The 12948-nt window shown below is 72.2% G+C and carries 8 protein-coding genes; 5 read left to right on the forward strand and 3 right to left on the reverse strand.

Annotated elements, in window-relative coordinates:
* Positions 1-7: 7 nt before the first annotated feature.
* Together IGA62_RS00635 and IGA62_RS00640 are read right to left on the reverse strand one after the other, a co-directional pair.
* Positions 8-1072: a serine/threonine-protein kinase gene (locus tag IGA62_RS00635; protein ID WP_145817175.1), complete on the reverse strand. Its 1065-nt coding sequence runs from the start codon at positions 1070-1072 to the stop codon at positions 8-10.
* 99 nt (positions 1073-1171) lie between these two features.
* Positions 1172-3148 (reverse strand): N-6 DNA methylase, encoded by a 1977-nt coding sequence (locus IGA62_RS00640; RefSeq protein WP_145817174.1) that lies wholly within the window; start codon positions 3146-3148, stop codon positions 1172-1174.
* A gap of 56 nt (positions 3149-3204) precedes the next feature.
* Here IGA62_RS00640 and IGA62_RS00645 point away from each other — a divergent pair, with 56 nt between their 5' ends.
* Genes IGA62_RS00645 through IGA62_RS00655 form a run of 3 tightly spaced genes read left to right on the forward strand, consistent with a single transcriptional unit; the run spans position 3205 to position 7731 of the window.
* The gene (locus tag IGA62_RS00645) at positions 3205-3765 is read left to right on the forward strand and encodes a DUF4352 domain-containing protein (RefSeq protein WP_232624831.1); all 561 of its coding nucleotides are present in this window, start codon (positions 3205-3207) and stop codon (positions 3763-3765) included.
* Positions 3765-4583 carry a ribonuclease HI gene (locus IGA62_RS00650; protein WP_145817172.1) on the forward strand — a complete coding sequence of 273 codons (819 nt, stop codon included), beginning with the start codon at positions 3765-3767 and terminating at the stop codon, positions 4581-4583. Before IGA62_RS00645 ends, IGA62_RS00650 begins: the two co-directional genes overlap by 1 nt.
* A gap of 55 nt (positions 4584-4638) precedes the next feature.
* Positions 4639-7731, forward strand: coding sequence for a hypothetical protein (locus IGA62_RS00655; RefSeq protein WP_198501172.1), 3093 nt, complete (start codon positions 4639-4641; stop codon positions 7729-7731).
* Between the two features lie 82 nt (positions 7732-7813).
* Here the strand turns inward: IGA62_RS00655 and IGA62_RS00660 are convergent, their stop codons facing one another.
* Entirely contained in the window at positions 7814-10342 is a 2529-nt protein-coding gene (locus tag IGA62_RS00660; RefSeq protein WP_145817169.1) for a hypothetical protein, read from the reverse strand.
* Positions 10343-10672: 330 nt separating this feature from the next.
* Between IGA62_RS00660 and IGA62_RS00665 the strand changes: the two genes are divergently transcribed.
* Together IGA62_RS00665 and IGA62_RS00670 are read left to right on the forward strand one after the other, a co-directional pair.
* A complete protein-coding gene (locus tag IGA62_RS00665) occupies positions 10673-12118 on the forward strand; it encodes an RNA-guided endonuclease InsQ/TnpB family protein (RefSeq protein ID WP_145817167.1) in 1446 nt (481 codons plus the stop codon).
* A 20-nt stretch (positions 12119-12138) separates the two neighbouring features.
* Entirely contained in the window at positions 12139-12906 is a 768-nt protein-coding gene (locus IGA62_RS00670) for a formylglycine-generating enzyme family protein (RefSeq protein WP_145821894.1), read from the forward strand.
* Positions 12907-12948: the final 42 nt, after the last annotated feature.

The following is a 12948-nucleotide window of genomic DNA, read 5'->3' on the forward strand; positions in this document are numbered from 1 at the left end:
GGCCTTCCTACAGGGTGGAGCGGCGGGCGTACTGCCTGCGGATCTTGTCGACCAGCCAGGTCACGTCGGGTCGGGAGGCGGCGGGCCGCTCGGGGGCGTCCGGGCTGGCCGTGGATTCCGGCTCCGGACCGGTGTCCCGCCCGGCCGTCGGGTCGCCCTCCGGATCCTGCTTCGGGTCCTCGAGGTCGGGCGGGACGTGCAGCTCGGCGTCCACGTCGTAGGTGAGGTCGGCGACCTGCTGCCGCAGCTCGGGGACACCCACGCCGCTGCTCGCCGTGGCGACCGCCAACAGCCGGCTGCGGACGTCGTCGAGGCCCGGTCGGGCCCCGGGGTCGTGGGCCAGCATCGCGCCGAGCACCTGCACCAGCTCGGCGGGCACCCCGGAGAGGTCGGGCAGGTCGGTCGGCTCGGTGATCCGCAGCAGCAGGTTCCAGGAGTTCGTCGGCGGATAGAGGCCGTGACCGGTGAGGGCGAACACCAGCGTCGCGGCCAGGCCGTAGATGTCGGCGGCGGGGGTCAGGTCCCGCTCGCCGCGTACCTGCTCCGGTGACATGTAGGCCGGTGTGCCGACCAACGCGCCGGGCTGGGTCAGGAAGTCGTTACGGTCGATGAGGACGGCCAGCCCGAAGTCGATGAGCTTCGGGCCGTCCGGCCCGAGGATGATGTTCTGCGGCTTCAGGTCACGGTGCAGCAGGCCGACCTGGTGCACCTTGGTCAGGCCGTCGGCCAGCATCGCCCCGGCCATGGCGGCCAGCGGCAACGGGAGCGGGCCACGGGCGTCCACGTGCTGCCGCAGCGTCGCACCGGGCACGTACTCCACGGCCAGCCAGGCCGGGTCGGCGTACGGGTCGGCGTCCTCCAGGCGTGCCACCCGGGAACCGAAGACCAGTTTGAGGTTGTCGACCTCGGCGGCGAAGCGTTCCCGGACGGTCGGTGCCTCGATGAGGTGCCGCCTGATCACCTTGAGCGCGACCCGGTCCGCTGTCGGGGACACGGCGAAGAACACCTCGCCCATGCCGCCCGAGCCGATCGGCCTGACCAACTCGAAGCCACCGATGGTGCCCAGCGTCATCCCGCCCCCTCACGATGACACCCGTCCGGGTCGTCGGTCCGCGCTCCCGGCCCCACGCCCGGCGGACGCACGACCGTACAACATGGACTGATCTGGGAGCTAGTGGTCCTTTGGGGACTTTCGCCGATCCTTCTGGCGTCGCAACGGTCCGGTCGTCGCCGCACCGGGCTCCACAGGGGACAGTGCGCCTCGCGCCAGCCCGTCCGCGGTCAGTCGGGCCAGCTCCGCACCGAGCGACGCGGCCTGTCGGATCGCCGACTCGAAGGCGTCGAGCCGCTGGAACGCGTCGCCGTATGCCCGCTGCTCGTCGAGGGGGAGTCGGCGGACCTGCGCCCGCCGGATGTCGAAGCGCGACGTCCCGGACAGGCTCGACGCCTGTCTCTCGTTCGCCGACGTCCGAAGCTGCCCGGCGAGGAACCACGGGTCCAGCACGGTGGGGTTGGGCCGCAGCAGGTAGAGGTTCCGCCCCAGCAGCGCCTCCCCGGTCGTCACCACGCCGGCAGTCAACTGCCGGGCGATCATCGGCACCACCACGTCCCCCGCCGCGAGCCTGATCTCCGGTCCGAGCCGACCGTCGTCCCGACCGGAGGGGGCCCTGCCGTTCAGCACGTCCTCCACGGTCAGCACGGGTGGTCCGCCCGCTGACGGCTCGCCACCCTCGGGGGACGCGGCGCGGATCGGGCCGAGCAGGCGCAGGGTGCCGGCCCGGACCAACTCCCCCACCGTCAGGAACTGCCCGTCCTGCCCGTCGGCGACGGGCGCGACCTGTGGCATGAGCGCGGGCAGGTCGGCGACGACGGCGGCCAGCCGTTCCCGGGTGCGGACCAGGTGTTCTCCGGTGTCCCCGCCCGTGTCGGTGGGCTGCCGGCGGGCGGGGGTGAGGTCGACCTCCTCGTCGAGCAGGTCGACCACCGGGACCGCGCGGGCGAAGCCGGCCTCGTCGACCTCGGCGTCGGCGGTGGCGGTGAACTGCCGCCAGGCCGCGAGGATCCGCGGGCCGGTCTCGGCCAGATCACCACCGGCGGCGTCGACCAGCAGCGCCCGCGCCGGTGGCGGCGCGTCGGATGCGGGCCGCCGCAACACCCAGAGGTGCAGCGGTACGGCGTGCGGCGCGGCCGCCCCGGACGGGAGCGCGAAGACGGCACGCAGGGCGCCCCGGCGCAGCAGTTCGGCGCGGATCCGCCGGCCGGCGCGGCGGCTGGCCACGGTGGGCGGCATCAGCAGTACGGCGTGCCCGCCGGTCCGCAGGTGGGCCAGGGCGTGCTGGACCCAGGCCAGCTCCGGTTCGGTACGGGGGGTGACGCCGACGATCCAACGGGGGTCGTGGCCGAGTTCCTCCTCCCCCCAGTTGGTGATCCCGAACGGTGGGTGGCAGACGACGGCGTCGAAGGTGCGGCCGGTGAACGCGTCGGCGCGCAGGGAGTCGCCGGTGCTGACCTCCCCCGGCACGTCGCGGAGGGCGAGCCACAGCCCGGCGAGCCGGGCGAGACCCTCGTCGAGTTCCTGCCCGTGGGCGGAGGCACTGCCGGCGCGGACGGCGGCGCGCAGCATCGCGCCGGAGCCGGCGGCGGGGTCGAGGACGGAGTCGCCGCCCACACCGGCGAGGCCGACCATGAGATCGGCGACCTCGTCGGGGGTGGCGAACGCCCGGCCGGGGCCGGGTGCGGAGAAGCGTTGCCACAGTTCGTCGAAGGCGCCCTGCGGCCCGAGTTCGTCGACGAGCGCGTCGACGTCGGGCAGCAGCGGTGTGAGCTGCGGATCGGCTGGCCGGCGGGGACGTCGGCCGCGTTGTCGGGCCAGGAGCAGGGCACCGACGGCGGCGAGGCCGGCGGCTGGGGATTCGCTGGCCGCGGCGAGGTGCCGCCACAGGCGTTCGGCGGTGGTCAGCTCGGGCAGTTTGCCCTGGGCGCGGAGCCATTGTTCGACGTGTGTCAGGTCGAACTCCGGACTGGCCGAGGTGCCGCCCACCGGGGCGGGGAAGTCGGCGTGACGCTTACGCCAGTTGCTGACCGCGGCGCGACCGACCCCGGCGAGCCGGGCGACCTCCGCTGCCGTGACGGTCGGGGTCTCCTGCACCTCCGCAGTGTGTCACAGCCGTCAACCAGTCCGTCTGTTGACACCGTTCACGCACCATGCTCTTATTGACGCCGCCACACCGGATGCAGGAGGACGCGTTGCGCAAAACCACCACTCTCGCCCTGGTCACCACCGCTCTCGTCGCCATGGGCTGCGGAGCCGGGGCCACCGACAGCGCCGACAGTGCCGGCGGCACGGGTGAGGACAAGAAGGCCACCGTCGCGAAGGTCGGCCAGCCCGCCCGGGACGGCAAGTTCGAGTTCACCGTCAAGTCCTCGAAGTGCGGCGTCGCCAAGATCGGCACCGACCTGCTCGGGCAGAAGGCGCAGGGCCAGTTCTGCCTGATCACCGTCAACGTCAAGAACATCGGCAAGGAAGCGCAGATGTTCGACGGCAGCAGCCAGAAGGCGTACGCCGCCGACGGCACCGAGTACTCCGCCGACAGCGGCGCCGCGATGTACGCCAACAAGAACGCCGAGACGTTCCTCAACGACATCAACCCCGGCAACCAGGTCACCGGCGTGGTCGTCTTCGACATCCCGAAGAACGTCAAGCTCACCAAACTCGAACTGCACGACTCGCCGTTCTCCGGCGGCGTCGACGTGACGCTCGGTTGATGCGCTCCGACGAGTTCCTCCGGTCCCTGGAGCTGTTCCCCGCCGACCGGCACCCGCGACTTCTCGCCCTGCGCCACTACCTGCGCGCCGCCGACTGCGAGGGGTGCCAGCGGGTCGGCGACGCCGTCCAGTTGGCGTTCACCGCCGCCCGCTACGACGAACTGACCGCCGCCGGCGAGCTGCTCGACACCGCCGAGGGACTCGCCGCAGACCATGACGTCCACCGCCGGACCGGCGACGACCCCGGACACGGCCGGGGCCGGGTCACCCGGTGGGCCGAAGCGTCCACACCGCTGATGGCGGCCACGGACGCGAGTTGGAAGGGACGGGTCGGCGGCATCGGCTACGTCGTCACCGACGGCCGGTACGGGCTGCGCGGCCGGGGCACCGGACGGCTCGACCCGACCGGCCCGTCCCGGGTCCTCGTCAACGAACTGCGGGCGGTCGAGTTTCTGCTGACCGCCTACGACGAGCCGCCGGTTGGGCTCACGGTGCTGGTGGACAGCCTCGGCGCGGTGGAGTGGCTACACCGCTGGCAGGCCGGCGAGACCGACGACATGCCAGCCGGCTACCAGCTCCGGGACCGCCAGTGGGCGGCCCAGCCCACCCTGGCCCGCCTTGCCGTCCAGGTGGCCGGACGTCCCGACCTGGTCTTCGTACACGTGAAGGGCCACAGCGGTCACCCGCTCAACGAGGCCGCCGACGCGTTGGCCCACATGGCGCGCCGTCGGCGGGTGGAATCCTTCGACCTGCGGCCCCGCGCGCACGCCTTGGTCGACGCGTTCCTCGGCGACTGGCACACCAGCGCCCCCGTCTGAGCGGCGGGCGGTGCAGCGGCGCGCAGGTGGTCCACATTGCCCCTAGAATGCGAGAGTGGCTCACGTCGCACGAGTCCGCAGGTCGTACCCGCTGGTGGTCGCGGTGGTCGTCCTGGTGGCGCTCGGCGCGGCCGTGGCCTGGGGAGTCGGTGACACGCTCAGGCTGACCCACACCCCCGCCGACGTGCCGCACGAGGAGGTCACCGCCGCGCCGCCCCGGACGGTCGCGCCGGCACCGCCGTTGGCCTCCCTCGTCGTACCCGACGAGCCGCGCATCCGGAAGGCCGCCACCGCCGTCGCCGACGCGCTCGTCTTCCGTGGCCTGCCCCGCCCGGTCGTCACCCCGGTCACGGCCGGAACCACCCCGGGTGCCCCGGCACAGACCGGACCGGCCGCGCCCCGACGGGCCGACCGGGGCACCCCGACCACGTTGCGGGCGTCCGTGGTCGCGACCCTGGGCGGGACGCCGGAGTCGTACCGGCTCGGCGTGCGCGGGACCGAGTTGGCCGTCGAGGGCGGCGACGTCGCCGGCACCGCAGCCGGGTTGTACCGGCTCGCCGACCGGCTCCGCTCCGGCGCCGAGGTGCTTCCCGCCGCCGACGCCGGCCGGCTGGTCACGCCCCGGCTCGGCCTGCGGCTGACCGACGCGGGCTCGGTGGGCCGCGAGCCCGACCCGGCCGCCTTCGCCGCGGGCGACGACTACAACCTGAACACCGACGTGGTCTCGTCGGCGCTACTGCCGAGGGCTCCGTGGGTGGACGCCGGGGCGGTGGCCCGCATCGACGCGCAGTTCCGGAAGTTCGTCGATCACTCGGTGGCGCAGGGCTACAACGGGATCGTCGTGCCCGGCTTCCTGGAGTACGTCACTTTCGCGAAGGTCGGCGACGGGCACGCGGTCTACCCGCCCGGCGACCCGCACGTCGACCGTGCGACGGCGATGGTCGCCGCGTTCGGCCCGGTCTTCCGGTACGCCGAGGAGATGGGCGTCAAGGTCTTCCTGCTCACCGACATGCTCGCGGTGTCGCCTCCGCTGGAGGCGTACCTGACGAGGACCGTCGGTGGCCTCGACGTGACCGACCCCCGGCTGTGGGCGGTCTACCAGGCCGGGCTGGCCGAACTGTTCGAGAGCATGCCGTTCGTCGACGGCCTGATGGTCCGCGTCGGCGAGGGCGGCGAGGTGTACGCCGCCGACGGCTGGGACTACTCGTCGAAGCTCGCGGTCACCACGGACGCGTCCGTGCGTACGATGCTGCGCGCGCTGCTGGACACGGCGGGCGCGGCGGGCCGGGAGGTCGTCTTCCGTACCTGGACGGTCGGCGTCGGCGCCGTCGGTGACCTGCACACCAACCCGGAGTCGTACGAGAAGGTGCTGGGCGGGTTCGACGACCCGCATCTGATCGTGTCCACCAAGTACACCCTCGGCGACTTCTACAGTCACCTGCCGCTGAACACCACGCTGCGCTCCGGTGGGCACCGCCGCATCGTGGAGTTCCAGGCCCGGCGCGAGTTCGAGGGGTTCGGCTCGCTGCCCAACGACCTCGGCCCGTTGCACCGGCAGGCGCTACGCGAGTTCCTCGCCGCCAACCCGAGGGTCGAGGGTGTCTGGAACTGGACCCAGGACGGCGGCCCGCTGCGCGCCGGGCCCATGTCGCTGCACCTGCGCGCCGGGTTCTGGCAGCTGTACGACCTGAACACGTACGCCACCGCCCGGTTGGCCTGGGATCCGGACGCCGACCCGGCGCAGGTCACCGCGGACTGGGCGTACCGCACGTTTTCCGCCGACCCGGCCACCGTCGCCGCGATCGGGCAGGCCATGGCGTTGTCCCGGCAGGCGGTCACCAGGGGCCTCTACATCGGGCCGTACGCCGACCGGTCGGTGCGGGCGCTCGGGCTGGAACCACCGCCGATGATGTGGATCTTCGAGTGGGACATCCCGACCGGCGACTCCGCCGCGCTCGGCAGCATCTACGCGGTGACCGGTGGTCGCGTCGACGCGGCGATCGACGAGGGCGAGCAGGCCGTCACGCTGGCCCGACGCATGCGCGACCTGGTCGCCACGACCGACCCGGCGACGTGGCGGGACGCCGGGTTACGCGAGCACTTCACCAGGACGCTCGACTATCAGGTCAACCTGTTCGAGACCCTGGGCGCCTACCGGACCATGGTGCTGCGGCACACGCAGTGGCTGGACACCGGCTCCCCGTCCGCCTACCACGGTTGGCGGCTGGCCGGGGCGGCGTACGCCGACGCGCGCGACGTGCACCGGCAGCGCTACGGCGCCGACCTGGACCTGCCGGCGTACAACTTCACCGCCGCCGACCTCGGGGCGCGGCGCGCGGACCGGGACCCGGCGATGGCCTGGGCGGCCCGGGTGCTGCTCGGGTCGATCCTGCTGGTGGTCCTGCTCGGCCTGCGCGGGCGCGGGTTCGGCGGTGCCGCCGCGCGGGGGCTGCTGCTCGGCGCGGTCCGCCCCTGGCGGGTCGCCGCGCTGCCGGTGCCCGAGTCCCGGGTGGACCGGGTGCTGGTGTGGCTGGTCCCGGCTGCGGTGCTGGTGGGGAGCCGGCTCGTCTTCACCTGGTTCGCCGCCCCGGCGCACCTGCTGGTCACCCTCGGCGGGTGGGCGCTGTTCGCCCTCGTCGTACGCCTCGTGGTCGGCCGGCGGGACCCGTTCCACCTGTGGGCCGTGGTCGGCGGTGTCGCGCTGCTGCGCAGCGTGCTGCTGCTGGTGGCGCTCGCCGGGCGCGGACCGGGGCGGTACTGGTTCGCCTTCTGGACCGAGCCGACCCTGCGCGCGGTGTACGTCACCGTCGCGTTCGCGGCGTTCTGCTGGCTGTTCGTGGCCACCGCCCTGGTCCTGCGGGACCGGTACGGTCTGCGACGCCGAGGTGCTGTCGGGCTGACCCTGACCGCTGCGGGCGTCCCGCTCGGCGTGTTGTCCGGCCTGGTCGCGGTGGTCGGCCTGGAGCGCGCGCTGACGGTCTGGAACGACCAGCTGGCGCTGCTGCCCTGGGGCCTGTCCCGCATCCTCGGCATCACCGTCCACCTGGGCATCCCCGCCGGCCTCCCCGGGTACGCCGCCGGTGCCGGCGCCGCCCTGGCCGCCGCCGGCCTGCTCCTGTCCCTGGGCCGCCGCCGGCACGCCGCCTGATCGCCTCCGCTGCTTCTTGCCGTGCACCAGGGTGGGGGCGGTACGGCAGAGTGTGCCGTACCGCCCCCACGGATCGGTCGCCCTACTGCACTTCTATGTGATAGCAGTTGTTGCTGGCGCGTTCGTCGAGGAATCGCGTGACTCGAGGGCGGATTGCGTTGACGAAGAGCGCGCCGCCAGCGGCGGTGAACGCACCCGCGCCGATGTCGGCGACGTTGACGACGTTCGGGTCGGCGCAGTGACGGGACACGTTCTGCGGCCCCTGGTTGTTGATCTCCTGTTCCATTGCCGCCCGGATCGCTCCCCCGTTCGCGAGGATCTGTTGCCGGTTCAGGCCCTGGGTCTGTGCAACGAAGACGTTGACCACCGCGTCACCGGCTGCCGCGTAGAGGTCTAGCTGGTTCTGCACGTTCGTGGCGATCGGACGGGCCGCGTTGGTCAGGTTCTGGAACATGGCGCGGGCCTGGTCGGCCGGAGTCCGGGCGGTGCTGCTGATCGTCACCGCTGCCTGGCCAGCCGCCCGCTGGCTGTCCTTGATGATGTCGATGGTGGCCGCGCGGACCGCCCCGGCGTTCGCGTTCGGGCCGAAGTTCACCCGGACGTCGGCCACCGCCCCCACTCGGCTGGGGCTGCTTGTCGCCACCAGGTGGGTGACCCCGGCCGGATCGCCTGCGAGCAGGTTGCCCGCGATCCGGACCGGCCCGTGCGATCCTTCGGCAGTGCCGGCCGGAACCTCATGGCTGAACACCGGCGCACCCAGCCGGTTGGCGTGGCCCGGTCCGTTGGCCCAGTACACGTCGATCCGGCCGGCCTGCTCCAGCTCTCCGTTCTCGACGGTGTAGGTCAGGTCCAGTCCCCCCTGGGTGTTGTTCCAGGCCAGGGTGGGGCTGATCTGGTCGCGGACCTCCTCGACGAAGTCGACGACCACCTGCGAGTCGTACGCGCCGTCACCGACGTTGGCGACGCCCAGGTCAACCTGGATGGTGTCGCCGTCCTGGTCGACCGGCAGGGTCAGATCCCGCCAACCGGTGGCGCCGCTGCCGTAGTGGAACTCTCCGAGGCCGAGCCCGTTCATGCTGTTCGCCTCGGCGTTCGCTCCGCCGCCCTGTTGGCTGCGCAGGGCCACCCGGAAGTAGTCGTTGTACTGGCTGCCGAAGTACCCCCCGGGCACCTCGCTGGTGATGAAGCGGTACCGGATGCGGATCGCGGTGACCTCCGGCTCCGTGGTGAAGGTACGGGAGATCGCCTGCTCACCCTCGACGGTGGTACTGAGAGTGAGGTCGTTGTCGACGATTGCCAGGGCGTCCGGCGTCCCGTCCGACTCTTCGGCCTTCGCCGGGGCCATCGGCGGCTCCTCGGCGCGCGTCTCATCGGGCGCGGCCTGGGCCGAGACCCCGGCACTTCCGGGTATGCCCTCGACGTGCGGGGCGATCGACACCGGCGCCGAGCCGATGTCCCAGCCGGCCGCACCCTGACTGAAGTCGTTGTTGGCGATGCTACTGGCCTGCCCGAAGCTCAGCAGTGTCACCCGGACGGAGCCCTGGCCGGCGTGGAGCCCGACGGTGCCGAGTCGGTTGCCGCTGGCGGTGGCCTTCACGAGAACCGTCCGGGACGGCACGTTGGCGAAGGTGGCCCTCCCGGTGGAGGTGGTCGTCTCGGTGTGGACGTCCTGGTCGTCGGTGAGGCTCACCCGCACGGTCACCTCATCGGTGACCGGGGCGCCGGTCTGGTCGACCACGTCGACCCGCAGGTTGTTGACGCCGGCCCAGACGGTCGTGGTGTGGTACAGCGGGCGACCGATCGAGTCCACACCGGTGAAGGCGATCGTGTTGCGGCCGTTGACCAGCGCCCCGGAGGTGGTCACCCGGCTCGGGGTGAGGCTGATCCGGTCGGCCGGTACCGCGTGGCCGTTGACGGTCAGTTTCGCTTCGGCGGGGTCGTCGTGAAACTCGGCTCCGGCCAACGCGAACGCCGCCGGGGCGGACACCGCGTTGAAGCCCTGCGGGGACAGGCCGTCCAGCGTCAGCGCGTCGGCCGGCAGTGGCTCGTCCAGCGGGTTGGCCACGTCGAGCCGCAGCCGGGTCGCCGCACCGAGGTTCTTCCCCGCCACCTGCCGGTCGGCCGCGTTGATCTTTCCGTTGCGGTCGGCGTCGGCCCAGGGTGAGTAGGTCGGGTCGCCGTATGCGGTGCCGGCAAGCGCGTCGATGGCGACCAGATCGTCCTGGTTGACCTGGAAGTCGCTGTTGGCATCACCGGCGAGGAACGCGGAGAGCTGGTACGCCCCCGTCGTGCCGCGCTGCGACCGAAGCGTCACGTCGTATCCGGAGCCCGGTGAGAGAGTCGCGATGGTGAAACTGGACGCCTGTCCTGGGGCCTCGGGCCGGTGCGGCCCTGAGACGTTGCGCCCGTCCCGGGTGCGAACGTGGATGACGCCCGGGTCGAGCGAACTCTCCTCGGCTGCGGCCAGGAGGAAGCCGACCAGGACCTGACCGTCCGCCGTCGTCGTGTAGTCGTCGGCCAGTGTGTCGAACGCGACGACGCTCTCCGGCCGGGCCAGTTCGCCGGTGCGTACAGCGAAGACCGGGGTTGGCTCCCCGTGGTCGTGCTCCATAGCGGGCGCTGCCAGGGCAGGTACGCCCGGTAGCGTGAGGCAGAGCGCCGCCGCTACGACGAACGCACGTCTCATATCCCATCCACCTCATCTCTGCGCCGGTCGACTCACGGACGCCGTGGGTCCGGCGTGCGCCCGACGGGCGACACGGATGCGAAAAGTAGCAACGCCACTACTCTCGGCGCATCGACCGTTCGTATCGACCAACCAGCAGTCCGTGCCCCGTCGGTCGTGCTACTCGGCAGGGATCCGGGGAGGCGTACCACCCGGCTGACGGCTGCCAGCGCCGCGTCTTTGAACGTTGACGGGGTAATCGAGCGGTTGTGAAAAGTGTCGTACCGGTGGTGTTGGCTGCTTGCTATGCCTCGTCGTCGGGATCCGGGTGCGCCTCTGGTGGTGCATCGCACCGCCCGTGTGGCGTTGCGGGTGACGTCGGGGCAACGTCGGCGGTGCTTCGGGTTGTTGCGTTCGGCCGGGGATGTGTGGGCGTGCGTGTTGGAGGCCAACACGTGGCGACGCCGCCGCCAGGACACCCCGTTGACGAGCTACCAGGAGTTGTGCCGGGAGTTGGCGGCGTCCGGGCCGGGCACGTTCGGCGAGCTGGACACCACGGGCGCGCGATCAGTGTTGCGGCGGTTCTCAGACGCGTGGTTCGCGACGGCGAAACGCCGCAAGGCGGGTGACGTGTCGGCGCGGTTCCCCAGGCGTCGGCGAGGGTTGATGCCGGTGCGCTGGTACCACGGCACGTTCACCCTCGACGGCCGCCGCGTACGTATCCCTACCGCACGAGGCACCAGGCCGTTGTGGGTGCGCCTGGCCCGCGAGGTGCCGTACCCGGCCGAGCAGATCCGCTCGATCACCCTGCTGTCCGAAGGCGGCCGCCTGTTCCTCGACGTCACCGCCGAAGTCCCGATCACGGTCTACCCATCTGGTGAGGGGCCGGACCAGACCCGGGTCGCAGGTGTGGACGTGGGGATCATCCATCCGTTCGCGGTGGCTGGTCCTGGTGGGGAGGCGTTGTTGGTGTCGGGGCGGGCGATCCGCGCCGAGCACCGCATGCACCTCGCCGACACCAAAGCCCGCCGCCGGGCCGTGGCCCGGCGAGCGCCGAAGCCCGGCCAGCGCGGATCACGCCGGTGGCGCAGGTACCGCGCTCGGGTCCGGCGGGTGGAGGGCCGCCATCGGCGGCGGGTGCGACAGGCCCAGCACGAGGCCGCCCGCACCGTCATCACCTGGGCCGTCAACCAGCGGGTCGGCGTGCTCAAGGTCGGCGACCCGCGCGGTGTCCTCGACCTACCGGCCGGGCGAAGGCACAACCTGCGGCTACGGCAGTGGCAGATCGGCCGGCTCCTGCAGATTTTGACCGACAAGACCACCCTCGCCGGCATCACCGTCCACCTCGTGGATGAGCGGGGCACGTCCTCGACCTGCCCCGCCTGCGCACGGCGGGTGTCGAAGCCGCGCGGGCGGACGCTGACCTGCCCGCACTGCCAGTTCTCCGGTCACCGTGACGTGGTCGCGGCGGCCAGCATCGCCACCCGCACACCGGGCGGCGGACCCACCACCACCGGCAGCACGTGTGTCGTGTTGCCGGGGGTGGTCACGCACCGTCGAGCCGGCCGGCACCTACCCGGTGCTGGTCGGTCCCGACGTGACCCCCGCCGCCCACCCGGCAGCGCGAGGATCAAGATGGCCCGCTGTGGCCCGCCCCACCAATCGGTGGGGAGTCGCTCGCCCAACCAGCGAGGATCCACAACGCCACCGAAAAGCCAGTGAACGTTAGTGGACACAGCACCATGTGGACCGAGGAGATCGTGGCCGGTCGTCCGGCATGGGTGCACACCATGTCGGGCGTGGTGTTCCGGGAGGTGCCGGGCGGCACGTTCCGGATGGGCCTGTCCGACGCGGAGCTGAACGCGGTACGCGCCATCGAGCGCAGCGGAGGAGGCGAGGACACTCTCGAGCCGTTCTTCGCCAGCGCCGGGGACGCCCAGCCGGTGCGCGAGGTGCGGGTCGAACCATTCCTGATCGCCCGGCACCCGCTGACGGTCGCCCAGGTCCGGCACTGGCTGCCCGAATACGAGGACTTCTACGCCGACAGCCACTCCGGCACGGCCCGACTCGAGGACGACCTGGACGACCTGCTCGAGGCCCTGCCGTTCCGACTGCCCAGCGAGGCCGAGTGGGAGTACGCGGCCCGGGCCGGCACCACCACGCTGACCTTCCACGGCGACGAAAAACCGGGCGAGGACCAGCTCCTCGACGACTTCGGTGACAAGGAGCGGACCGCGGCCGGGGAGAACGCCTTCGGCCTGACCGCGATGGGCTCGGCGGGCGAGATCTGCGCCGACGTGTGGATCCCCGGTTTCGCGGGCGCGCCGGCGGACGCCCGGCCACGCACCGGCGACGGGCCCCGGACCGTACGCGGCGGCGCCGCCGACCTCTACCCGTGGCAGGGTTGCGACGAATGGCTACTGCTGCTTTCCGCCACCCGGTACGAACACGACCAGTTCACCGCGGTCCGCCCAGCCGCACCACTGCCATCCCACGGGCCCAGGCTCTGACCCCCGGTACGCGGTGGCGATACTGTCGCGGTGCGAAAATCA

It is taken from the genome of Micromonospora sagamiensis (genome assembly GCF_014680085.1).
GTDB lineage: Bacteria > Actinomycetota > Actinomycetes > Mycobacteriales > Micromonosporaceae > Micromonospora > Micromonospora inyonensis.